Annotated in this window: 21 protein-coding genes; 17 read left to right on the forward strand and 4 right to left on the reverse strand. The window is 60.6% G+C overall.

Annotated elements, in window-relative coordinates:
- Window positions 1–35 precede the first annotated feature (35 nt).
- Window positions 36–1,940, forward strand: a complete 1,905-nt coding sequence (locus AB1E33_RS01135; RefSeq protein ID WP_372575418.1) for a multiheme c-type cytochrome — start codon at window positions 36–38, stop codon at window positions 1,938–1,940.
- A gap of 95 nt (window positions 1,941–2,035) precedes the next feature.
- Complete coding sequence (locus AB1E33_RS01140) at window positions 2,036–2,230, forward strand: hypothetical protein (protein ID WP_372575419.1); 195 nt, start codon at window positions 2,036–2,038, stop codon at window positions 2,228–2,230.
- Between the two features lie 299 nt (window positions 2,231–2,529).
- Here AB1E33_RS01140 and AB1E33_RS01145 read toward each other — a convergent pair whose 3' ends face one another.
- Together AB1E33_RS01145 and AB1E33_RS01150 are read right to left on the reverse strand one after the other, a co-directional pair.
- Window positions 2,530–3,744 carry a carbohydrate porin gene (locus AB1E33_RS01145; RefSeq protein WP_372575420.1) on the reverse strand — a complete coding sequence of 405 codons (1,215 nt, stop codon included), beginning with the start codon at window positions 3,742–3,744 and terminating at the stop codon, window positions 2,530–2,532.
- Window positions 3,745–3,747: 3 nt separating this feature from the next.
- Window positions 3,748–5,655, reverse strand: a complete 1,908-nt coding sequence (locus AB1E33_RS01150) for an amidohydrolase family protein (protein ID WP_372575421.1) — start codon at window positions 5,653–5,655, stop codon at window positions 3,748–3,750.
- A 136-nt stretch (window positions 5,656–5,791) separates the two neighbouring features.
- Between AB1E33_RS01150 and AB1E33_RS01155 the strand changes: the two genes are divergently transcribed.
- Complete coding sequence (locus AB1E33_RS01155) at window positions 5,792–6,808, forward strand: helix-turn-helix transcriptional regulator (protein ID WP_372575422.1); 1,017 nt, start codon at window positions 5,792–5,794, stop codon at window positions 6,806–6,808.
- A gap of 151 nt (window positions 6,809–6,959) precedes the next feature.
- Here the strand turns inward: AB1E33_RS01155 and AB1E33_RS01160 are convergent, their stop codons facing one another.
- Together AB1E33_RS01160 and AB1E33_RS01165 are read right to left on the reverse strand one after the other, a co-directional pair.
- The gene (locus tag AB1E33_RS01160; protein WP_372575423.1) at window positions 6,960–7,676 is read right to left on the reverse strand and encodes an RlmE family RNA methyltransferase; all 717 of its coding nucleotides are present in this window, start codon (window positions 7,674–7,676) and stop codon (window positions 6,960–6,962) included.
- A complete protein-coding gene (locus tag AB1E33_RS01165; protein WP_372575424.1) occupies window positions 7,676–8,788 on the reverse strand; it encodes a Ppx/GppA phosphatase family protein in 1,113 nt (370 codons plus the stop codon). The genes AB1E33_RS01160 and AB1E33_RS01165 overlap by 1 nt, the downstream gene beginning before the upstream one ends.
- A 241-nt stretch (window positions 8,789–9,029) precedes the next feature.
- Here AB1E33_RS01165 and AB1E33_RS01170 point away from each other — a divergent pair, with 241 nt between their 5' ends.
- The 14 genes from AB1E33_RS01170 (at window position 9,030) to phoB (ending at window position 22,216) form a co-directional block, all read left to right on the forward strand.
- Window positions 9,030–9,326, forward strand: a complete 297-nt coding sequence (locus AB1E33_RS01170) for a virulence factor (protein ID WP_372575425.1) — start codon at window positions 9,030–9,032, stop codon at window positions 9,324–9,326.
- A gap of 26 nt (window positions 9,327–9,352) precedes the next feature.
- Window positions 9,353–10,282, forward strand: a complete 930-nt coding sequence (locus AB1E33_RS01175; protein WP_372575426.1) for a methylenetetrahydrofolate reductase — start codon at window positions 9,353–9,355, stop codon at window positions 10,280–10,282.
- Window positions 10,283–10,292: 10 nt separating this feature from the next.
- Complete coding sequence (locus AB1E33_RS01180) at window positions 10,293–11,354, forward strand: methyltetrahydrofolate cobalamin methyltransferase (protein ID WP_372575427.1); 1,062 nt, start codon at window positions 10,293–10,295, stop codon at window positions 11,352–11,354.
- Window positions 11,355–11,543: 189 nt separating this feature from the next.
- Window positions 11,544–12,434, forward strand: a complete 891-nt coding sequence (locus AB1E33_RS01185; protein WP_372575428.1) for a YicC/YloC family endoribonuclease — start codon at window positions 11,544–11,546, stop codon at window positions 12,432–12,434.
- A 12-nt stretch (window positions 12,435–12,446) separates the two neighbouring features.
- A complete protein-coding gene (gmk, locus tag AB1E33_RS01190; RefSeq protein ID WP_372575429.1) occupies window positions 12,447–13,088 on the forward strand; it encodes a guanylate kinase in 642 nt (213 codons plus the stop codon).
- Window positions 13,085–13,609 carry a gamma carbonic anhydrase family protein gene (locus AB1E33_RS01195; protein WP_372575430.1) on the forward strand — a complete coding sequence of 175 codons (525 nt, stop codon included), beginning with the start codon at window positions 13,085–13,087 and terminating at the stop codon, window positions 13,607–13,609. Before gmk ends, AB1E33_RS01195 begins: the two co-directional genes overlap by 4 nt.
- Entirely contained in the window at window positions 13,606–14,793 is a 1,188-nt protein-coding gene (locus AB1E33_RS01200) for a trans-sulfuration enzyme family protein (RefSeq protein ID WP_372575431.1), read from the forward strand. Before AB1E33_RS01195 ends, AB1E33_RS01200 begins: the two co-directional genes overlap by 4 nt.
- Window positions 14,790–15,845, forward strand: coding sequence for an ATP-binding protein (locus AB1E33_RS01205; protein WP_372575432.1), 1,056 nt, complete (start codon window positions 14,790–14,792; stop codon window positions 15,843–15,845). Before AB1E33_RS01200 ends, AB1E33_RS01205 begins: the two co-directional genes overlap by 4 nt.
- A gap of 181 nt (window positions 15,846–16,026) precedes the next feature.
- Window positions 16,027–17,082 carry a substrate-binding domain-containing protein gene (locus AB1E33_RS01210; RefSeq protein ID WP_372575433.1) on the forward strand — a complete coding sequence of 352 codons (1,056 nt, stop codon included), beginning with the start codon at window positions 16,027–16,029 and terminating at the stop codon, window positions 17,080–17,082.
- Between the two features lie 82 nt (window positions 17,083–17,164).
- Window positions 17,165–18,637 (forward strand): phosphate ABC transporter permease subunit PstC, encoded by a 1,473-nt coding sequence (gene pstC / locus AB1E33_RS01215; protein ID WP_372575434.1) that lies wholly within the window; start codon window positions 17,165–17,167, stop codon window positions 18,635–18,637.
- Window positions 18,634–19,980, forward strand: coding sequence for a phosphate ABC transporter permease PstA (gene pstA, locus AB1E33_RS01220; RefSeq protein WP_372575435.1), 1,347 nt, complete (start codon window positions 18,634–18,636; stop codon window positions 19,978–19,980). The genes pstC and pstA overlap by 4 nt, the downstream gene beginning before the upstream one ends.
- Before the next feature lie 14 nt (window positions 19,981–19,994).
- A complete protein-coding gene (gene pstB / locus AB1E33_RS01225) occupies window positions 19,995–20,792 on the forward strand; it encodes a phosphate ABC transporter ATP-binding protein PstB (RefSeq protein WP_372575436.1) in 798 nt (265 codons plus the stop codon).
- A gap of 14 nt (window positions 20,793–20,806) precedes the next feature.
- Window positions 20,807–21,508, forward strand: a complete 702-nt coding sequence (gene phoU / locus AB1E33_RS01230; protein WP_372575437.1) for a phosphate signaling complex protein PhoU — start codon at window positions 20,807–20,809, stop codon at window positions 21,506–21,508.
- 12 nt (window positions 21,509–21,520) lie between these two features.
- Window positions 21,521–22,216: a phosphate regulon transcriptional regulator PhoB gene (gene phoB, locus AB1E33_RS01235; protein WP_372575438.1), complete on the forward strand. Its 696-nt coding sequence runs from the start codon at window positions 21,521–21,523 to the stop codon at window positions 22,214–22,216.
- Window position 22,217 lies beyond the last annotated feature (1 nt).

Here is a 22,217-nt window from a genome sequence, read left to right on the forward strand (position 1 = left end):
TCAATCCGGGAACCAAACCTGACTGGATTTCGCTAATGCACCGCCTGTTCGCACTTTTTTGTCTGCTCTGGGCGATGCCCGCCTCCGCACAAGTGCCCGATTATGTCGGATCGGAACGCTGTATCTCCTGTCACGAAGAAGCGGGCGCGCTCTGGTCCGGGTCGCATCACGCCAAGGCCTGGACCCGATCGGGGCCGGACACGGTGCTCGCTGATTTCGATGGCACAAGTTTTGCCCATGACGGGATGGAGGTCACGTTCCGCATCGAAGGGTCCGATTACCTGGCCCGTGTGGTCGAGAAGGATGGCAGCACGACCGAGTATAAACTGCATTCGGTGGTTGGTGTCGCGCCGCTGCAGCAATACCTGTTCGAGACAGGACGGGGCCATCTGCAAAGCTTTGACGTGGTCTGGGATGTGGAGCAGGGCGAATGGCTGCACCTCTACCCCGATCAGGACCTGCCACCCGATGACGGGTTGCACTGGACCGGGCCGTATAAGAACTGGAACGCCCGCTGCGCCGAATGTCACGCTACCGGATATCGTCGCAACTATGGCCAACGCACCCGCAGCTATGCAGCGGATCAGGCCGAGATCGGGGTCGGGTGCGAGGCCTGCCACGGGCCGGGATCGGCGCATCTGGACTGGACCACCGGCAAGGCACCGGCAGACGGGCTAAGCGACTATGGCTTCACCATGGATTTCGCAAGCGGGTCCGAGGCGCTGATCGGCCAATGCGCCGGCTGCCATTCCCGGCGCGAGGCGCTTGCGGATGGCAACCCGTTGCCCGGCACACCTTATCACGATGCCTACACGCTGGCGTTATTGCGGCCCGGTCAATATCACGCCGATGGCCAGATCCTTGACGAGGTCTATGTTTATGGCTCGTTCCTGCAATCCAAGATGTATGCAAACGGCGTTACCTGCTTGAACTGCCACAATGCCCATAGCGGCGATTTGCTGGCCGAGGGCAACGCGGTCTGTACCCAGTGCCATTCACCCGCGGGCAATCCGGAATTTCCCAGCCTGAGCCTTGGCGACTATGACAGCGCCGCCCACCATCATCACTCCGAGGGGGCGGGGACCCAATGCGTGTCCTGCCACATGCCCGAGCAGGTCTATATGCAGGTCGATCCGCGCCGCGACCATTCCTTCCGTATCCCACGCCCTGATCTGGCGGCTGAAACCGGTGCGCCGGACACATGCACCAGTTGCCACAGCGACCGCGATCCAAATTGGGCGGCAGAACGGATCGCCATATGGTTCCCTGACGACCGCAACAGGCAGCCGCATTTCGGTCAGGTCTTTGCCCGCGCGCGCAGTGGCCCCGAAAGCACTACATCAGACCTGCGCAGCCTGGCGCAGGACGAAGCGCAGCCGGGCATCATCCGGGCCACCGCGCTGTTTCTGCTTGAACCCGCCGCCACGCCCAACCTGGCGACAGAGATCGCCGGCTTGCTGAACCATGACGATGCGCTGATCCGCTCCGCCGCAGCCTCGCTGCAACGTGCCGCACCCCCCGCAGACCGATTGCAGCGCCTGTTGCCAATATTGCAGGACCCACGGCGCTCGGTCCGTATCGCGGCGGCGAAGCAGATGATCAACGTCCCGCCCGAGATCATGAGCAACAGCCAGCGCGCCATCGTGCAGCAGGCAATGGCGGACTGGCAGCGCTCGATCCGGGCCCGGCTGGATTTTCCGGAGACCCATCTGGTTTTGGGCGGGATCGCCCTGGTGGGCCGTAACCCCGAAGCCGCCGAACGGGCGTTCCGCGAGGTGGTCACGCTGGACCCGCAACACCCCGACGCCTGGCCCATGCTGGTCCGGTTGGTGCACGCCAACAAGGGGCCGGAGGCAGCACGGCAGACGCTGCGCGAGGGCCTGACACAGGTGCCCGATCACCCCGGGTTGCTGGGCTTGCAAAGCCAGATGAATCCCTGATCCTCGAATTGCCCCAGCGTTGCCATTTTCCGGACCCAATCGCCTTTTAGACGAGTATTCGGACCGGGACATCGTAGCACCTTGGGGGGATTGAGATGACCACCACTCAGCCGCGCGCGCGGCATAACATGTTGTTCGAACTTCTGCGGCAGAAACGCCTGTCGGAGGAGACAACGAAACGGGTAGACGACCAGCCGCCGCAGGTGTCGAGAGGGGATGCTCTCCTGCTGCAATCACTGGCCACCTCATCGTTTCGCGAACAACGACTGCCGCGCGCGACACGGATTTAGATCGTCTTAGCCCGTTCTCTGATCTCACTTTCTGAGAAACGACTCTGGCTCTGACCAGGCCCGCCGCCGCGGCCAGGTCCGCGAAGTTAATGCTATCGGGATCAAGAACTCTAACTCTTGCCAGATGCCGTCGTGAGAGTGGGAATTGGCAACTATGCGAACAAAGCGGTCACTCGAGTTTCTTCGACAGATGACCGCTTTCAAAAACATCACGACGTGGACATATTACGAAGCATCCCGTCGCTGAAGTTACTTCAGAACCTACGACAACCACGGCCTTTCCGAATTGGACGGTACGATCAGAACACAATTCTTGTTCGCAACCCGATCAGGGTGATGCTGCTTTCGTCCGCATTGAGAAGCGGGTTGCCGATGAATTGGATGGACGGGGTGATCTGCAATCCGGGCGATATCGAGAAACGATAGAAGGCTTCTGCGGAGAATTGACTGTCATCTACTCCGCGTGCCTCTGCCCAATTTAGCCCGATGCCAGCCCCGTCGGTGTTGCGGCCATAATAGCCAAGGCCAATCGAAACCGACCGATCATAAAGGGCGGCCGTTCCTTTGGAGGCCCCGGCCCGGAAGAAGGGTAGCCACTTGTTCTGAACCAGCCACGCGGCGGAGAAGGCTGCCCCATAATCTTCAGGACGGCTACCATCCTTTGATGCATCGGCCTGCCACAGGGTCAGATGTATGTTGTCCAGATAAATCCGGTCGAATCCCGATGTGTAGCCAAGCTCAAGGCTCTTGAAGAGATCGCCATCACTGAGCACATCGAGATTTGGGTTGCTGGGATCAGCGTTGGCATCCGCGAGGCTGCCGACGACGTAGAAGTTGCTTCCCAACCGGGCACCGCCTGCAAGGCCAAGACCGGGATTGGGTGTATTGATGGTCGGGTTTGTGTTGAAAGCCAGATTCTGAAACGCCGTGTAAGGGCTTACGGCGCCGTAGATGTCCACAAAATCGGTCACATCGATCTGACCGAATTGCAGCGTCCAGGACCCATCCGCCGCCCGCTGCGTCCAGAACAGATTGGTCAGCAGCGTTCCATTGTCATTGAAGGCCGTCCCGGTGATCGAAAGCGCCCCGCCGTCCAGCCCCAGAAACTGCGGTGCCACCGAAGTGTAAGCATGACGATCTTCGATCTTGAAGGTCAGCGAGCCGTATTCCGTCGCCTGCCAGTTGCCGTAAAACCGGAAGATGCCGCTTGCGGCTTCGCCTTCACCGGTGTCGGCAGAGGAGTATTGCCCAAGCGCAAAATAATCCAGATTGAAGCGGAACCCCTTCTCGGCCAGAGTGTCTTTCCAGGCAAACCAGCCCGGAGCCACGTTGCGCGGGAAGTCCGACCGAAACTGAGGATCAGTCACCCCATCACCGGGTTTCAAATCAGCTTCTACCGAGGAAGGGCCGGATAGTCCGCCTTGCTGCGCCTTTACAGGGCTGGATAACCAGCCAAACTGAGCAACCGAGGTTACCACCAGAAAGCTCAGGGTCCGCGCAATATTTCCACGCACTGTTTAGTCACTCGTCGCCGCTGCCGGAATTGTCCGTCCGCTCGTCTTGCTCAGGCGCATGGCGACGGCTTTTACCCAATCGCGCCGGGCAGTTTCGCGATCTTCGAGCACACCGTGAACCCGGCACAGAAACAGCTCGGAATCATCAAATCCGTCCGCTCGGGCGAACCAGTTTTGCCCTGTATCCACGCGTGGGAGAAGGGACGCATATTGCGAGGGTGCGGGCTCGGATGGTGCCAGCCAAGCTTCGTCATCCGTGATATCTTCGATCAATGTGGGACGGGCACCACCGCTATCAATTGCAAAGGTATTCAGCCACTGTTCGCGTGACGCAGGTTCGAACCGGCCGCCCTGTTCTACAGGAAAACGGATCGGCTGCCCGGGATAGAGATCTTTCATCACTTCGCTGTCCTTGACCACGACGGCTCCATTTACCAACACATACGGAATTCCCAAAGACGGCAGGCCATTTTTTCCGGCGGAATAGGTCGCCTGTTCGGTCACGAATTCCGGATCGAAGATGGTGATGTCCGCAACCATACCTTCCTGCATCCGACCCCGCACCTGCATGTCCTTCAGTCCGGTTTCGCCCAGGAATTTGGCGTGGTAAAAACTGAGTTGCGCCAGGGTGAACATCAGCGGAATGCCATTTTCGCGCGCCAGACGCAGAACGGTTGCATGTGTTCCGGCCGCCCGCGGGTGCCCCGCGTACTCTTGGTAAGGCGACTCCCATGTCAAAGGCTCACCTTTGGCGTTCAGTCCCGGCATTCCGTCACCCGACACAGCAAAGCCGGGGATCTTGATCCAGTCGAACAGCCATTGTTCACGCGGTGGACTGAAGGCGATCAGGGTGCGGCCCGGTTCGTTTTCGGCGAATTCAAGGAACTCTTCCCGGGTCACAAAGCGATCCAGTTGTGGATCAAAGATCGTTTCTTCGATCTTGTATCCCATGTTGTCTTCCCAGTTCGACGGCGCAACAATGGAAGCACCGTAGTTTCCGGACCCTGCGGTCCACGGATAATAGCTGGCCCAGACATTGTAGCCCTGTTCGCGGGCCATCTGCATCTTTTCCTGGTTTTCCCACCAGCCATAGTCGTTGTCGTGGTGGATATGCAGTGGCGCATCCAGAACCATGGCGTTGACCAGCAACTCGTTTACACCGGTCTGCGTTTCGGTCGGGGTAGATGCGCTCGGGTGGAATCGGTGATGTGAGGACAACAGCCGACCATATTTGGCTGCAATCTTCTGTGCCTCAAACATCTCATACGTAGTGATGCCCTCACGCGCGTAACCAATTGTCGAACCAACACCAATGGCCCCTTCACGCAGGCCCTCGTCAAGGATGGCCGTGATCTCATTCATCTGGTCCAACGTGCTCTTGGTCACCGACCAACCATCTACGCCGTCCTCTGCTGCCTCGGCCCGGTGTACGGACAGGGTGAGTGGCATCGAGACGTCCGGACCCTCCAGCGCCATGCCGTCATGCACCCGCATCCGGGCATATTCCTGACCAACGACGGTGCCGAAATTCGCCTGTGTGTTGCCCTCGCGTGCGGCATACCATTCCGGGATATTCAACGCGCCAAGTTCAAAGTCCATTTGGGTCGTGACACCATCTCTCAAATTTACCTTGACGCCCCAAGGACCAAGCCCGTGCTGCTCCAGATCAATGAAACCTGGCGCAACCACGTGCCCGTTCGCATCAATGGTCTCGGCACCAGTGATCTCGTCAGTGGTGATGTTGGTGATCCAGCCGTTGCTGATTCCAACATTGGCCACCTGATCAAAACCGGTTTCAGGGTCCATGACGCGCCCGTCCAGTATGACCACATCGTGGGTTTGCGCGAACGCCGAGGCCGCCACGGCAGTTGTCAGGAACAAGGACGGAAAAAGCGTGTCTCTCAGTTTCATGAAAACCTCTCAGGTTGTAAATTCACAATCATCATAGCCCGATGCTTGTTCAATTTCACATTCATTAGACGTCTGTGATCCAATTATTCTGTCACCAAATGAATGTTTTTGAATGTTTATATGCTAAACCCCCACCATGCGCACCGAGGCCACCCAGAGCATTATGTTTCTGCATCCCTTCTTAGAAAGGATGAGAGACCTTGGCATTCCTCGATCAATAATTTCTGAGCGTCTGGGAGTTGTCCCAGATGAGATTGACGATCCGGCAATACAAGTGCGCGCGAATACCGTGTACGCCTTTCTAAGATGGTGTAGCGAACAGCTTGATGACGACACTTTTTGCGCTCGGATCGGCTGCCAGATGGCGCGCGGCAGCTGGGCACCTCTTTTGCCGCTGCTCACGCAGAAGCAGACGGTCTGGCAGTTTCTGACCAAGTTCAGTGCAGCGGCTGAAGGTCAAGGCGGGTCGGCAAGCTATCGATTGGAAGTGGAAGGTCAGGTTGCTCTTTGGAAGCTGAAACGCCCGGCCACTGCTGCTTCGGATGCTGTCTTCGCTGATGCAACCGCCGTGGGTTTTTTTGTGGAAATTCTCAGAGGGGCGTTGGGTAAGGAATTCCGTTCCGATCAATTACTGGCCGTCACTTCCAAACTTCACCTGATACCAGATGACGTCTTGCCCGCGACCTCTATCCTGCACGGGGCAAGTGGTATGACGTTGCGCTTTCCCGCCTCCTGGTTGGAGGTTGCGACAATAGTGGTTGTACCCCATTCGGGAATTACCGAAATCGCGTTGCCAGCACCCAACACAAAAAACCTGGTTGAGCAGACAAGGAGGATCGTGCAGCGCCGGATTGCAGATCCCGATTTTGGCATATCGGAAACAGCGGCCGCCTTGGGGATGTCGGTTCGGACCCTGCAATCCGGGTTGGGGAAAGCAGGCGCCAATTTGTCAGAGATTCGACAGGAGGTAAGAAGGTCTCTTGCCACCGAGTGGCTCCAGACCAAAGATATGAAGATCGCAGAAATCGCGGCTTCGCTTGGATACACAAGCAGTTCGAATTTTACGCGAGCGTTTCGCGCCTGGACGGGTCAAACGCCGGGCGAGCTTCGAAGAACTAAGTGCGCGGTCAATGCTGAGAACAAACTGGAATGACAGGGATGGGCTTGCAGTTGTGGACTGAATCCCATTTGACGCTGCCATTAGTGCTCGTCGCAGAATCTGTCATTTTGGACTCAGAGCGGCCCTTGTTGCCGACGGTTTGATAACGTCGTTCGGAGGAGTTGGACACATTGCGGGCGGGCCGCTAACCGCGAAACCCGGAGGCGACCACGAACTTCTCGGAACTGTCCGCGCGCGAGGCGGGGGGTTTCACATTCGCCACCTTGGTGAATTTCTGTTTCAGCAGCTTCTGCAAGTCTCCCTCGGCGCCGCCTGCCAGCACTTTGGCCACGAAAGTTCCGCCTTCTTCCAGAACGTCGAAGGCGAAATAGGCCGCCGCCTCGCACAAAGAGATGATCCGCAAATGGTCGGTCTGCTTGTGCCCGGACGAGGCCGCCGCCATGTCAGACATCACCACATCCGCCTTGCCGCCAAGCCAGTCCTTGACCTGCAGGTCGGCACCATCGTCCATGAAATCCAGCACATAGGCCTCGGACCCTGCAACCGGCTCGACCTCTTGCAGGTCCACACCTAGAACGGTGCCCACCGCCTTGCCCGATTTCTCGCCCAAAGCATTCACGCGCTTGACTGCAATCTGCAACCAGCCGCCGGGGGCACAGCCCAGATCGACCACCCGCGCGCCGGGCACCAGAAATCGATATTTGTCGTCCAGTTCCAGGATCTTGTAGGCCGCACGCCCGCGATAACCATCGGCCTGAGCGCGCTTCACGTAAGGATCGTTCAACTGCCGCTGCAGCCAGCGGGTCGAGCTCAGCTTGCGCCCGCGTGCAGTCTTGACCTTGACCTTGAGGTCACGCTGCCCACGACCCGAGGTGTTTTTGCCACTTGGTGTTTTTGCCATCAGAACGGTCCGTCTTCCAATACCCCGTCCGCGCTCATCTGGGCATAAAGCAGCCCCTCGCGCAGGCCCCGGTCCGCGACCGACAGACGGTCGGTGGGCCAGAGCCGGAGGAGGGCCTGCAGAATGGCCGAGCCGGACATGATCAGGGCCTGCCGGTCCTCGCCGATGCGGGGGTCCTTGCGGCGGCCATGCGGGCCGAGGTCTAGATAGCCTCGTATCACTTTGTCAATCTGATCGCTGGTCATGCGCAGCCCGTCCACCTTGGTCCGGTCATAGCGCTTGAGCCCCAGATGCGAGGCGGCCACCGTTGTGACCGTGCCGCTGGTGCCGACAATCTGGAACCCCTCGCGGGCCTGTTCGTCCTTGTAGGGCGCGAAATCGGCCAGGTTTTCCTCGAAAAACCAGCTCATCAGCGCGAACCGCGCAGCATCGTCATGCACGTCGTTGAACTGGTCGCGCAGCGTGGCGACGCCCAAGGGAACCGAGATCCAGTCCACAACCTTGGCGGCGGGGAAGGGGCTGTCGGTGGTGTGAAACCCGGCATGGAGCCGCATGATCGCCGCGGGTCGGTCGCGGCGCGGCACCGAGCTGAGGTCGATCCAGACCAGCTCGGTCGAGCCGCCGCCGATATCGACGACCAGCAGTTGTTCCGTCTTGGTCGAGACCAGCGGCGCGCAGGAGATCACCGCAAGACGGGCCTCTTCCTCGGGCTTGATGATCTCCAGTGACAGGCCAGTCTCGCGTTTGACCTGGCTCACGAAATCGCGGGAATTCTTGGCCCGGCGGCAGGCTTCGGTCGCAACCAGCCGCATCCGCTTGACCCCGTTGCGCTTGAGCTTTTGCTGACAGATCCGCATCGCCTGCACCGTGCGCGCCATGGATGAGCGCGACAACCGGCCGGTACGTTCCAAGCCCGAGCCGAGCTGCACGGATTTCGAGAAACTGTCCACCACATGAAAACCGCTGCCCAGTGGCTGGGCAATCAGCATGCGGCAACTATTTGTGCCTAGATCCAGCGCGGCATAGAGCGCATCGGGATCCGGCCTGGACGGCGCGGGGGTATCGACCGCTTTCGGGAACGCGCCCGCACCTTTGGGACGCTTGGGCGCCATATCTACACGCCCTCCGATTTCGAGTTATCTCGACCATAGGTGCGCGTAGTGCCCGGCGCAAGCCGCTCATGAAGGTCATGAACAATTTGAGGATTGGCATGGCTGGCAAAGGGGATCGAAACTCCGCTACCCTCGCGCGTAGGGAAACGTCGCTGCGAAAGCGGGAGGTGTCGAAATCGAACCTTCCCGTCCGCGCAATGGCAGATAGAAGCGGCTCAGGAAGCCAGGAGGAATCAGAGGTATGCCAGACGTCACCGTGGTCTATTGGCGCGACATCCCCGCTCAGGTTATTGTGGGCAAGGGGCGCCGCGGGGCCAAGCGTCAGCTTGAAGAGCGGTTCGAACAGGCGATCGACCGCGCTGCGATGAAGGTAAACGCGAAGGATACCGATGCCTATCTGGCGGAATGGCGCAAGGCCGCTCCGTATCCGGTCGAGGGCGAACCGTCCGAGATCGCCGAAGCAGAGGCCCAGCGTCTGGAAGCTGAGTTTGATCAGGAACGTATCAAGGCGCTGATCGCAAATGACGGGTGGGCGTGAGCCTGCAATCCCTTAAGGAGGCCGTGATGGCATTGCTGAACTTCAAGAGACGCGACACGGTCGAAAACGGCCCGGTGAACCCGAGTGTCGAGACCTTTCTGCAGGATTACTCCATCGAGGTGATGCCTCGCACCGCCGAGAAAGTGGAAGACTTCCGCGCGCTGCTGCCCGAAGGCACTCGCGTCTATATCGCCCATATCGAGGGCACGCCGATCGAGGACATGGTCAAGACCGCCAAACGTCTGGCGGATGACGGCTATCCGGTTATGCCGCATTTCCCGGCCCGGATCATCAAGGATGCTGCCACGCTGGAAAACTGGATCGCCACGTATCAGGGCGAGGCGGGGGTCGATCAGGCCCTGCTTCTCGCCGGTGGGGTCGCCACACCGCATGGTGACTTCGACAGCTCGATGCAGATGATGGAAACCGGGCTGTTCGACAAGGCCGGGTTCAAGCGCCTGCACGTGGCCGGTCACCCCGAGGGCAACAAGGATATCGACCCGGACGGGTCGACACGGAACGTCTTCGAGGCGCTGCAGTGGAAGCAGAAGTTCTCTGAGCGCACCGATGCCAAGATGGCGCTGGCCACGCAGTTCGCGTTCGAGGCCAAGCCAATCATCGAATGGGCCAATGCGGTCAAGGCGGCGGGTGTCGACATTCCGATCCATATCGGCATCGCCGGCCCGGCCAAGCTGCAGACGCTCATCAAGTTCGCCATTGCCTGTGGTGTCGGCCCGTCGCTGAAGGTCCTGCAAAAGCGGGCGATGGATGTGACCAAACTGCTGCTGCCCTACGAGCCGGCCGATGTTGTCACCGAACTGGCCGAATACAAGGCGGCCAACCCGGATTTCAACATCACCAATGTCCATTTCTTCCCGCTTGGCGGCATCAAGACCAATGCCAACTGGGCCATCAAAAGCGGCGGGGACAGCACCCGCCCCGCAAACCCGGCGTGAAAGGCCTGACATGACGCAGACAATCGTAGAGAGCAAAACGAAAACCGCGATCATAGGCTTTGACCAGCCGTTCTGCGTGATCGGCGAGCGGATCAATCCCACCGGCCGCAAGAAACTGGCCGCCGAGCTTGAGGCGGGTGATTTCTCGACGGTGGAAAAGGACGCCGTGGCGCAGGTTCTGGCGGGTGCGACGGTGCTCGATATCAATGCGGGCGTTGTGTATAACTCCAACCCCAACCCCAACGAGACCGAGCCGCCGCTGATGCGTAAGATCGTTGAACTGGTGCAGGGGCTGGTGGATGTGCCGCTCTGCATCGATTCATCGGTGCCCGGTGCGCTTGAGGCGGGGCTTGACATATGCGAGGGGCGTCCGCTGCTGAATTCGGTCACCGGCGAGGAAGAGCGTCTGGAACATATCCTGCCGCTGGTGAAGAAATACAACGTACCGGTTGTGGCGATCTCGAACGACGATACAGGTATTTCCGAAGACCCCGAAGTGCGCTTTGCCGTGGCCAAGAAGATCGTCGAGCGGGCCGCCGATTTTGGCATTCCCGCCCATGACATCGTGGTCGATCCGCTGGTGATGCCGGTGGGCGCGATGGGCACCGCGGGTCTGCAGGTCTTTGCGCTGGTGCGCAAACTGCGCGAGGAACTGGGCGTGAACACCACCTGCGGTGCGTCCAACATCTCGTTTGGGCTGCCAAACCGCCATGGCATCAACAACGCCTTCCTGCCGATGGCGATGGGGGCGGGCATGACGTCCGCGATCATGAATCCGGTGGCGCTGCCCATCGGCCCCAAGAAGATCGCCGAGAAACGCGCCGAGATCGAAGCGGCAGGCATCATCCTGCCCGAGGGCATGGATGACGAGGCGTTTGTCCAGATCTTCGGCATGGGCTCGACCCTGCCGCGGGCGGGCAAGGAAATGGAGGCCATTCGCGCCGCCAACTTCCTGACCAACAATGACCCCCATGGTGGCGAGTGGATCAAGGCCAACAAAGCCCCGCCGAAAGCCGGAGAAGAAAGCCGGGGCCGGGGTGGCCGCGCCGGCGGACGCCGCCGCCGCGCCTGAGGGCTGACACAGACAAATCCTAAAAGGCCGGGCATCACGCCCGGCCTTCTTGGTTTGGCGGGGCGGACCAAACGCCTTGCTAGACGCGTGCCTCAAGCCGCTTCGAAGCAGCATTTCGCGCCGCTCGGGGCTTGCTCTGGGGTGGGGATTGCCATTAGGTGCAACGACCTGCCGCAGTTGAGGAATGTGATGATCAAGTCGATGACCGGGTTCGCCTCCAGCAAGGGGGAACACGCGCCGTTCGCCTGGAGCTGGGAATTGCGCAGCGTCAATGCCAAGGGACTCGACCTGCGGCTGCGAGTGCCAGACTGGCTGGACGGGCTGGAGGCCGCCCTGAGGCCGATGCTAGCGAAATCGGTCATGCGCGGCAATATTACTCTGTCTCTCCGCCTCAGCCGCAGCGAGGAAAGCGCGGCATTGTCGCTCAACCACGATGTCCTGTCCGCCACGCTGGATGCGCTGCACGAGATCGAGGTCGAGGCGATGGCGCGTGGCATCACGTTTGCCCCGTCAAAGGCCAGCGACCTGCTGTCGGTGCGCGGTATTCTGGACGCGAGCGCGGGCGAAGAGGATCTGACCCCGCTGATCGCGCAGTTGAAATCGGAGTTCGCGGCGCTGGTGCAGGCCTTCGTCCAGATGCGGGCCACCGAAGGCGCTGCCCTGGCCGAGGTGCTAGACGGGCAGTTGACCCGGATCGAAGAGCTGACCACACAGGCCGCGGGGGTCGCCGAGGCCCGCAAAGAGGCCATGACTGACACGCTGAAAGCCAATTTGGCCAAGGTTCTGGAAAACACCGATGGGGCCGACCCGGACCGGGTCGCGCAGGAATTGGCGATCCTCACGGTCAAGGCCGATGTGACCGAAGAGATCGACCGCCTCGGCGCTCATAGTAAGGCCGCCCGCGATCTGGTTACCAAAGGCGGCGCTGTGGGGCGCAAGCTGGATTTCCTGATGCAGGAGTTCAACCGCGAGGCCAACACACTTTGCTCGAAATCGCAGAATACCGAGTTGACCGCCATCGGGCTGGACCTCAAGGCGGTGATCGACCAGATGCGCGAACAGGTACAGAATGTCGAATAAGGGACCGTCGAAATGACCAACAGACGCGGGCTTCTGATCATCCTCTCTTCGCCTTCGGGTGCGGGGAAATCAACCTTGGCGCGGCGTCTGATGGACTGGGACACCGGGCTGCAATTCTCGGTCTCGGCCACCACCCGCGCGCCACGCACCGGAGAGCAGGACGGGCGCGAATACCATTTCATGAGCGAGGACGGCTTCAAACAGACCGTCGCTGATGGGGGGATGCTGGAGCACGCCCATGTATTCGGGAATTTCTATGGCACACCCGCAGATCCGGTGCGCGCAGCGATCAATGCCGGAAACGACGTGCTGTTCGACGTTGACTGGCAGGGCGAAATCCAGATCCGCAACTCCGATCTGGGAAAACACGCGCTGTCGATCTTCATCCTGCCGCCCTCGATCCGCGAGCTGCGACGCCGGCTGGAGTCGCGCGCGCAGGACAGCGAGGATGTGATCGGCAAGCGAATGCTGAAAAGCTGGGACGAGATCAGCCATTGGGGTTATTACGAGTACGTGCTGATCAACGACGATCTGAACGAGACCGAAGAGCGGTTAAAGACCATCATCGGCGCCGAACGGATGCGCCGCATTCAGCAGCCCTCGCTGCAATCCCATGTGCGCAATCTGCAAACCCAGTTCGAGGAGCTTACATGACACTCTATGCGCTGGACGGTCACGCGCCTGAAATCCACGAAGACACCTGGGTCGCACCGGGCACGCATCTGATCGGCAAGGTGGTGCTGGAGGAGGGGGCCTCGGTGTGGTTCGGAAGCACCCTGCGGGCCGATCATGAAGAAATCCGCGTAGGCGCGGGCAGCAATGTTCAGGAAAACGTGGTCATGCATATCGACCCGGGCTATCCGCTGAGTATCGGCCAGAACTGCACCATCGGCCACAAGGTCATGCTGCATGGCTGCACCATCGGCGACAACTCCCTGATCGGGATGGGTGCCACGGTGCTGAACGGCGCAAAGATCGGCAGGAACTGCCTGATCGGGGCCGGGGCGCTGATCACCGAGAACAAGGTCATCCCCGACAATTCGTTGGTGATGGGCGCGCCGGGCAAGGTGGTACGCCAGCTTGACGAGGCGGCGGCGCAGAAACTGACGTTAAGCGCGCTGGTTTACCAGAAGAACATGCGACGCTTCCGCGATGGGTTGGTCGAAGTCACATGAACCGGAACGCTAAAGGCTCGATCATCCGCCCTGACCCACTGCCCGAAAGCGCCAGCCGACCGGTTGCGACTCCGCTGAGCCCCTCGGTCGTCTATGCCTCGGACACGCCCGACGCGCTGGACGATCAGTATGATGGCCGCGTGCAGGGCTATACCTATTCGCGCGAAGGTCATCCCAACGCCGACGTGGTCTCCAAGCGGCTGGACGCGATGGAAGGTGCCAGTGGCGGCGTCGTGATGGGCTCTGGCATGGGGGCTGTGACGGCGGCGCTGATGGGCCTGCTCTCGGCCGGAGATCACGTGATTGGTGGTAGCCAGCTCTATGGTCGCTCGTTGCGTCTTATGGGTGAGGATCTGCCACGTCTGGGGATTGCGACAACTTTGGCGGATTCCGGCGATATCGCGGCGATGACGGCAGCGGTTCGGCCCGAGACGCGGATGATCCTGGTTGAGGTCGTGTCAAACCCGGCGCTGAATGTGGCCGATATACAGGGGTTGGCGGCGCTGTGTCGAGAACGCGATATCCTGCTGGCGGTGGATAACACATTTACTACGCCGCGCGCATTCAGGCCGCTGGAGCATGGTGCGGATATCGTGCTGCATTCGATCACCAAGCTGCTGGCCGGGCATTCTGATGTGATGCTGGGCTATGCTGTAGCGCGCGACTCTGAGCTGAGCGACCGGATGCGCGTGTTTTCGGTCACAACCGGTCTGACCCCCAGTCCCTTCGATTGCTGGCTGGCCGAGCGCGGTATGCTGTCCTTTGACCTGCGGTTTGACCGGGCGCAGGCCAGCGCGTCGATGCTGGCCGATCACCTTGCAACACTGCCGGGTGTTAAACGGGTGCTCTACCCGACACGCGCTGATCACCCCGACCATGCCCGCGCCATGCAGTTGCTGAACGGGCAGGGCTGCAACATGGTGAGCTTTGAGCTCGACGGCGGCCGCGCCGCGGCCAACGCCTTCACGCGGGCGGCGGACGGGTTGAGTTTTGCGCCAACGCTGGGCGATGTCGGCACCACCCTGTCGCATCCCGCTTCATCCTCGCACCGCGCGCTGAGCGTCGCGGACCGCACCGCACGCGGCCTGACCGAAGGGTTCTTTCGCGTCTCGGTCGGGTTGGAGGACCCTGAGGTGCTGAAGGCAGTCTTCACCCAGGCCATCGCTGAGGCGACCGGCGGATGACCACGCCCTCCGACGAGACCATCCGCGGGTTCCTTTCGGCCATTCCGCTGGTGGCGCTGATCGTCGATCGCTCCGAGCGGATCATCGGTGCCAATGCCGAGGCGCAGGCCATGCTGGGGCGGCAGATCATTGGCAGGCATTTCGCCACCATCCTGCGCCAACCCCCGGTGATCGACGCGCTGGAACAATGTCTGAAGCGCCAGCAGGCAACGCAGACGCGCTTGCTGACCAGTGAAGGCGCGCAGGATGTCAGGTATGATGTCTCATGCCGGTATGTTCCCGATCTGGGCGCGCTGTTGTGCCTGACCGACGTGACCCCGATGGAGCAGGCCGGGCAGATGCGCCGGGATTTTGTCGCAAATGTCAGCCACGAGCTGCGCACGCCGCTCACCGCGCTGATGGGGTTCATCGAAACGATGCGCGGCCCGGCGCGTGATGACGCTGTCGCCCGCGAACGGTTCCTGCAGATCATGGAGGGCGAAGCCAGCCGGATGAACCGGTTGGTGGGCGATCTGCTCTCGCTGAACCGGGTCGAAAGCCAGGAACGGGTGCGGCCCGGCCAAGAGGTTGACCTGACCGGGTTGCTGAACACGACCCTAAACTCGCTCAAGCCGCTGTCGGAAGAGGCTGGCGTTGCGCTGAACCTGACCACGCCCGAGGCGCCGGTTCTAATCGCAGGCGACCCCGATCAGTTGCGGCAAGTCTTCACAAACCTCATCGAAAACGCGATCAAATATGGCGGCAGCGGTGGGGTGGTCGATATCTCGCTTGTTGCGCAGGAGCGCGATCCGGCCCTGCGTGCGCCCTCGGCGCGCATTGCAGTGACCGATCAGGGGCCGGGAATCGACCCGATCCACCTGCCGCGCCTGACCGAGCGGTTCTATCGCGCCGACAGCCACAGATCGCGGGAACTTGGCGGCACCGGTCTTGGTCTTGCCATCGTCAAACATATCCTCAACCGCCATCGCGGGCGGCTTCGGATTGAAAGCGAATTGGGGCAGGGAGCGGTGTTTACGGTCATCCTACCGCAAGGTAATACCGCCGGAAATTAGCGGTTACCGAGTAAATTCAGCGCCTTGCGCGAATAAACGCAAATTAACTTTTTCATCACAAAACCCCGATTGTCATACGGCTGTTACATCGCTGTCACAAAAGGCAAACGCAGGGCGGCTAGCTACCGCGTCGAGATCATCATGGGGGTGATCGCTGCAAATCTCTACCAAGGAGAATGGAATGTCCTTTGTGAAACTTTCCGCCTCGGCGCTGGCTATCGCCGCTGTTTCGGCAACTGCTGCTGCCGCGCGTGATCAGGTTCAGGTTGCTGGGTCGTCGACGGTTCTGCCCTATGCCTCGATCGTGGCCGAAGCCTTTGGCGAGAACTTCGACTTCCCGACTCCGGTCGTGGAATCGGGTGGCTCGTCGGCGGGTCTGAAGCGGTTCTGCGAAGGTGTGGGTGAAAACACCATCGACGTCGCCAACGCGTCGCGCAAGATCAAGGACTCCGAGATCGCAAAATGCGCCGAAGCGGGCGTGACCGACATCATCGAAGTGCGCATCGGATATGACGGTATCGTCTTTGCCAGCGACATCGCCGGCAACTCGTATGAATTCACGCCCGATGACTGGTTCCTGGCGCTGTCAGACAAGGTGATGGTTGATGGCCAGTTGGTCGATAACCCGAACGTGACCTGGGCCGACGTGAACCCGAACTTCCCAGCCATTGACATCCAGGCCTTTGTCCCGGGCACCAAGCACGGCACCCGCGAAGTGTTCGAAGACAAGGTGATCCTCGCTGGCTGTGAGCACACCGGTGCGTTTGACGCGCTGCTGGCAACAGCCGAGGGCGACAGCGACAAGGCCAAGAGGAAAGCGGCCGAGAAAGCCTGTATCGCTCTGCGCACCGATGGCAAATCGGTCGATATTGACGGCGACTACACCGAGACGCTGGCACGGATAGAGTCCAACAAGGACGGTATCGGCGTCTTTGGTCTGGCCTTCTACGAGAACAACACCGACAAGCTGCAGGTTGCGACCATGTCGGGCATCGTTCCCTCGACCGAGTCGATTGCAACCGGCGAATACCCGGTCTCGCGCCCGCTCTTCTTCTACGTGAAGAAAGCCCATATCGGCGTGATCCCCGGCCTCAAGGAATATGCCGAATTCTTCGTCGCTGACGAGGTTGCAGGCCCCGACGGCCCGCTGGCCGAATATGGTTTGGTGTCGGACCCCAAGCTGGGCGACACCCAGGGCGCGGTCGCTGACGAGGCGGTTCTGGGCGGCAATTCCTGAACGGGTTGCTTCCACGTAATCAGACCGGGGCGGGCTGACCGCCCCGGCTCTTCCCTTTCCTTCGACTACGGAATATGACCCGATGCCGACACTCTGGCTGGTTGTTTCTGTGCTTGTTCTTGCCGCCACCGGCTATGTGCTGGGCCGCCACCGCGCCCTGCAATCTGCGGGTGGCGACATTCGAACCCTGCACTCGCTGCCGATTTATTACGGGCTGAACGTCGCCTTTGCCGCGCTGGTCCCGGCCTTAGGAGTTCTGATCATCTGGTTGCTGGCGCAGCCGATGATCATCGAAAGCTCGGTTTCGGGAATGATCCCCGGGGACGCCATTCCCGAGGACTCGACCCTTGGTCTGGTCATGTCCGATGTACGCCGAGTGGCCAGCGGTCTGGACATCGCAGTCGCGCAAGGCGCGATGACGCTGGAGGAATCAAATTCTCTGCACGCAGAAGGAACTGATATCCGCGCGCGGCTTGGAGAGGTTGGCGTCGCGCTTGGTTCCGAGGTCCGGGCCGAGGTTCTGCAGGCGGCGCAGCGGTACCGGCAGATGACCACAACCGGCGCGCATGCGATGACAGTTGTTGTCGCACTGCTGGCGGTTGCCGGTCTTGCGGTGGCCTATGCACGAACCCACAAGGACTTTCGGGCGCGCAACGTGGTGGAACGGGGCATTCTGGTTCTACTGATCCTGGCGGCGTCGTTGGCGATCCTGACCACGATCGGCATCGTGTTCTCGATGCTGTTCGAGACGATGAATTTCTTCGGCCTGCATTCGTGGAAGGATTTCTTTTTCGGCGGCACCTGGGCGCCGAATTTCAGGGGCGACTCGGAATTGTCGATCCTGCCGCTTCTGTGGGGCACGCTGTTCATCTCGTTCATCGCGCTACTGGTTGCGGTGCCGGTCGGGCTGTTCGCGGCAATCTATCTGGCGGAATACGCCAACAACGCAACCCGCAGCTTTGCAAAACCGCTGTTGGAGATCCTCGCCGGCATCCCCACTATCGTCTACGGTCTGTTCGCCCTGCTGACCATTGGACCGATGCTGGTGGATTTCTTTGGCAAGGGAGGGCTGCTGGGTGTTGAATGGATGGCCGGGGCAACCTCGGTCCTGACGGCGGGCGTGGTGATGGGCATCATGCTGATTCCCTTCGTATCCTCGCTGTCCGATGACATCATCAATGCGGTGCCGCAGGCGATGCGCGACGGCTCGCTGGGGCTTGGCGCGACCAAATCCGAGACCGTGCGTCAGGTTGTGTTGCCCGCAGCACTGCCCGGCATCGTAGGGGCGGTGCTGCTGGCCGCCTCGCGTGCCATCGGCGAGACCATGATCGTTGTGATGGGGGCGGGCGCGATCGCGAAGTTTTCGCTCAACCCACTGGAATCGATGACTACGATCACCACACGGATTGTCAGCCAGTTGACCGGGGATACCGATTTTGCCAGCCCCGAAACGCTGGTGGCCTTTGCGCTGGGTCTGACCCTGTTTGTCCTGACGCTGGGCCTCAACATTCTGGCGCTTTACATCGTGCGCAAATACCGGGAGCAGTACGAATGACCGATATCAGTCAGGGTAGCGCCGCCAAGCGCCCCGGATCGCTGCTGTTGCAGGACGCACGCACCGTGAAGCGCAACCGGGCGGAAAGCCGGTTCAAGATATATGGCATCCTTGCCATCGCGGTTGGCCTGCTGATGTTGGTGACGCTGGTCTACAACATTGTCAGCCGTGGCACCGGGGCGTTCACACAGACCTTCATCACGCTGGAGGTGACGCTGGCCGAGGACAAGCTGGACAAAAACGGCAACCGTAATCTGGATGAGATCAAGAAAGTCTCGACCTTCGGCTATGCGCCGCTGATCAAGGACGCAATCGGCAAAGAGGTCGAGAAGCTGGGTATCCAGACCGACCTGTCAGCCAAGGACCAGGCGGCGATCCTGTCCAAAAGTGCGGCGGCGCAGCTGCGCGACTATGTCATCGCCAACCCCGACAAGATCGGAGAGACGGTTCAATTCCGCTTCCTCGCCAATTCCCGCGTCGATGGCTACATGAAGGGGCGGGTCAGCCGCGAGAGCATCGCCAATGACAAGTCGATCTCGCCCGCACAGCTGGATTTCGTGGATCAACTGGTTGCCGATGGCGTGATCGTCAAATCCTTCAATCTGGATTTCATCTTTGGCGCGGATGCCTCTGACCAGCGGCCCGAGGCCGCGGGGATCGGGGTGTCGATGATCGGCTCGCTCTTCATGATGCTGGTGGTTCTGGCGCTGGCGCTGCCCATCGGTGTGGCCGCCTCGATCTATCTGGAGGAGTTTGCGCCCAAGAACTGGATCACCGATATCATCGAAGTCAACATCTCGAACCTCGCGGCGGTGCCGTCCATCGTGTTTGGTATCCTGGGCCTGGCAGTTTTCATCAACTACATGCACCTGCCGATGTCCGCGCCGCTGGTGGGTGGTCTGGTGCTGACGCTGATGACGTTGCCCACCATCATTATCTCAACTCGCGCCTCGCTGAAGGCGGTGCCGCCAAGCATCCGGGATGCTGCCCTTGGAGTAGGGGCCTCGAAGATGCAATCGGTGTTCCACCATGTGCTGCCGCTGGCTGCGCCCGGTATCCTGACCGGCACCATCATCGGGCTGGCGCAGGCGTTGGGAGAAACCGCACCGCTGCTGCTGATCGGCATGGTAGGCTTCATCGCCTCGAACGCCCCCGACAGCGTGGCGAGCGGGCTGCTATCGCCGAACTCGGCCATGCCCGCGCAGATCTATGAATGGGCCAAGCGGGCCGACCCGGCGTTTTATGAACGCGCCTGGGGCGGGATTATCATCCTGCTGATCTTTCTTGTTACAATGAACACTGTGGCCGTAATCCTGCGTCGCCGCTTTGAGCGCCGCTGGTAATGGAGGGGCACGATATGAACGATATGTCACGAGTGGACAGATCCGTGCAGACGGACAAAGCCAAGATCACCGCCAGCGACGTACAGGTCCATTATGGCGACACCCACGCCATCAAAGATGTGAACGTGGACATAGGCGACAAGACGGTCACCGCTTTCATCGGCCCGTCGGGCTGTGGCAAGTCGACATTTCTGCGTTGTCTGAACCGAATGAACGACACGATCGATATCTGCCGCGTCAAGGGCACCATCCTGCTGGATGGCGAGAATATTTATGACAAGCGGGTAGATCCGGTGCAACTGCGCGCCAAGGTGGGCATGGTGTTCCAGAAACCCAACCCGTTTCCCAAGTCGATCTATGACAATGTGGCCTATGGCCCGCGCATCCACGGGCTTGCCAGAACCAAGTCGGAACTGGACGAGATCGTCGAGAAATCCCTGCGCCGTGCTGCCATCTGGAACGAGGTCAAGGACCGGTTGGATGCACCGGGCACCGGCCTGTCGGGTGGCCAGCAGCAGCGCCTGTGCATTGCCCGCGCTGTTGCCACCGAGCCTGAGGTTCTGCTGATGGACGAGCCCTGTTCGGCACTCGACCCCATCGCCACCGCGCAGGTCGAGGAACTGATCGACGAGCTGCGCCAGCGCTACTCGGTGGTGATCGTAACTCACTCGATGCAGCAGGCCGCGCGGGTCAGCCAGAAGACCGCATTCTTCCATCTGGGCAACCTTGTCGAGTTCGGCGAGACCGGCCAGATCTTCACCAATCCGCAGGACCCGCGGACCGAAAGCTACATCACCGGGCGCATCGGCTAAGCAAGGGCATGACCATGACGGAACAACATATCGCATCCGCCTTCGACCGCGAACTCGAGTCGATCCAAGCGCATATCATGAAAATGGGCGGGCTGGTCGAAGCGGCGATCGGCGCCTCGGCCACGTCGCTTGAAACACGCGACGAGGAACTGGCCCTGAAAGTACGGGCGGAAGACAAGGCCATCGATGCGCTGGAAGAGGTGATCGACGAGGAAGCCGCGCGGCTCATCGCCCTGCGCGCGCCCACGGCGATCGACCTTCGGCTGGTGCTGTCAGTGCTGAAAGTCGCGGGCAATCTGGAACGGATCGGCGATTATGCCAAGAACATCGCCAAGCGGAACACCGTGCTGATCACGGTGCCGCCGGTCAATGACAGTGCCGCCGCCCTGCGCCGCATGGCGCGCGAGGTGGAACGGATGCTGAAAGACGCGCTCGATTCCTATATCCAGCGTGACGCCGAACTGGCCGCCGACGTGATCGAGCGCGACCGCGAGGTTGACCAGATGTACAATGCGCTGTTCCGCGAATTCCTGACCTTCATGGCGGAAGAGCCGCGCAGCATCACCTCGTGCATGCATCTGCATTTCATCGCCAAGAACATCGAACGGATGGGCGATCACGTCACATCCATTGCCGAGCAGGTCGTTTATCTCGTCACCGGCGAACGCCCCGACGAGGCACGTCCAAAAGCCGATACCACCTCACTGACTGCATAAGGGACCGGGTTCATGGCATCTGCCGCTACACAACCAACCGTTCTGGTGGTCGAGGACGAACCGGCCCAGCGCGAAGTGCTGGGCTATAATCTGGAGGCCGAGGGGTTCCGTGTCGTCAAGGCCGAGAATGGTGAAGACGCACTGCTGCTGGTGGAAGAGGACAATCCCGACATCATCGTTCTGGACTGGATGATGCCCAATCTCAGCGGGATCGAGGTCTGCCGCAGGCTCAAGATCCGTCCCGACACGCGCGGTATCCCGGTCATCATGCTTTCGGCCCGGTCCGAGGAGGTCGACAAGGTGCGCGGGCTGGAGACCGGGGCGGATGACTATGTGGTCAAACCCTATTCGGTGGCCGAGCTGATGGCACGCGTCCGCACCCAGCTGCGCCGTGTGCGCCCCTCGACGGTCGGGCTGCGGCTTGAATTCGAGGATATCGTTCTGGATGCCGAAACCCACAAGGTCAGCCGCGCGAAAAAGTCGCTGAAACTGGGCCCGACCGAGTTTCGGCTGCTGAGTACCTTCATGGAAAAACCCGGTCGCGTCTGGAGCCGAGAGCAATTGCTGGACCGGGTCTGGGGCCGCGACATCTATGTGGATACGCGGACCGTGGATGTGCATATCGGGCGGCTGCGTAAGGCGCTTACGCAGCATGGCGGGACAGACCCGGTGCGCACTGTACGCGGCGCCGGCTACGCTCTGGGCTGAC

Origin of the sequence: Ruegeria hyattellae (assembly GCF_041537925.1) — a bacterium.
Taxonomy (GTDB): Bacteria; Pseudomonadota; Alphaproteobacteria; order Rhodobacterales; family Rhodobacteraceae; genus Ruegeria_C.

What these genes read in the sequence shown, in the direction of transcription:
- AB1E33_RS01200 (WP_372575431.1), top strand. Translation starts at nt 13,606, where the DNA reads ATGAACCGGAACGCTAAAGGCTCGATCATCCGCCCTGACCCACTGCCC.
- AB1E33_RS01195 (WP_372575430.1), top strand. Translation starts at nt 13,085, where the DNA reads ATGACACTCTATGCGCTGGACGGTCACGCGCCTGAAATCCACGAAGAC.
- phoU (WP_372575437.1), top strand. Translation starts at nt 20,807, where the DNA reads ATGACGGAACAACATATCGCATCCGCCTTCGACCGCGAACTCGAGTCG.
- gmk (WP_372575429.1), top strand. Translation starts at nt 12,447, where the DNA reads ATGACCAACAGACGCGGGCTTCTGATCATCCTCTCTTCGCCTTCGGGT.
- AB1E33_RS01165 (WP_372575424.1), bottom strand. Translation starts at nt 8,788, where the DNA reads ATGGCGCCCAAGCGTCCCAAAGGTGCGGGCGCGTTCCCGAAAGCGGTC.
- pstA (WP_372575435.1), top strand. Translation starts at nt 18,634, where the DNA reads ATGACCGATATCAGTCAGGGTAGCGCCGCCAAGCGCCCCGGATCGCTG.
- AB1E33_RS01180 (WP_372575427.1), top strand. Translation starts at nt 10,293, where the DNA reads ATGACGCAGACAATCGTAGAGAGCAAAACGAAAACCGCGATCATAGGC.
- AB1E33_RS01135 (WP_372575418.1), top strand. Translation starts at nt 36, where the DNA reads ATGCACCGCCTGTTCGCACTTTTTTGTCTGCTCTGGGCGATGCCCGCC.
- AB1E33_RS01170 (WP_372575425.1), top strand. Translation starts at nt 9,030, where the DNA reads ATGCCAGACGTCACCGTGGTCTATTGGCGCGACATCCCCGCTCAGGTT.
- AB1E33_RS01160 (WP_372575423.1), bottom strand. Translation starts at nt 7,676, where the DNA reads ATGGCAAAAACACCAAGTGGCAAAAACACCTCGGGTCGTGGGCAGCGT.
- pstC (WP_372575434.1), top strand. Translation starts at nt 17,165, where the DNA reads ATGCCGACACTCTGGCTGGTTGTTTCTGTGCTTGTTCTTGCCGCCACC.
- AB1E33_RS01155 (WP_372575422.1), top strand. Translation starts at nt 5,792, where the DNA reads ATGCGCACCGAGGCCACCCAGAGCATTATGTTTCTGCATCCCTTCTTA.
- AB1E33_RS01175 (WP_372575426.1), top strand. Translation starts at nt 9,353, where the DNA reads ATGGCATTGCTGAACTTCAAGAGACGCGACACGGTCGAAAACGGCCCG.
- AB1E33_RS01205 (WP_372575432.1), top strand. Translation starts at nt 14,790, where the DNA reads ATGACCACGCCCTCCGACGAGACCATCCGCGGGTTCCTTTCGGCCATT.
- AB1E33_RS01185 (WP_372575428.1), top strand. Translation starts at nt 11,544, where the DNA reads ATGATCAAGTCGATGACCGGGTTCGCCTCCAGCAAGGGGGAACACGCG.
- pstB (WP_372575436.1), top strand. Translation starts at nt 19,995, where the DNA reads ATGAACGATATGTCACGAGTGGACAGATCCGTGCAGACGGACAAAGCC.
- AB1E33_RS01140 (WP_372575419.1), top strand. Translation starts at nt 2,036, where the DNA reads ATGACCACCACTCAGCCGCGCGCGCGGCATAACATGTTGTTCGAACTT.
- AB1E33_RS01210 (WP_372575433.1), top strand. Translation starts at nt 16,027, where the DNA reads ATGTCCTTTGTGAAACTTTCCGCCTCGGCGCTGGCTATCGCCGCTGTT.
- phoB (WP_372575438.1), top strand. Translation starts at nt 21,521, where the DNA reads ATGGCATCTGCCGCTACACAACCAACCGTTCTGGTGGTCGAGGACGAA.
- AB1E33_RS01150 (WP_372575421.1), bottom strand. Translation starts at nt 5,655, where the DNA reads ATGAAACTGAGAGACACGCTTTTTCCGTCCTTGTTCCTGACAACTGCC.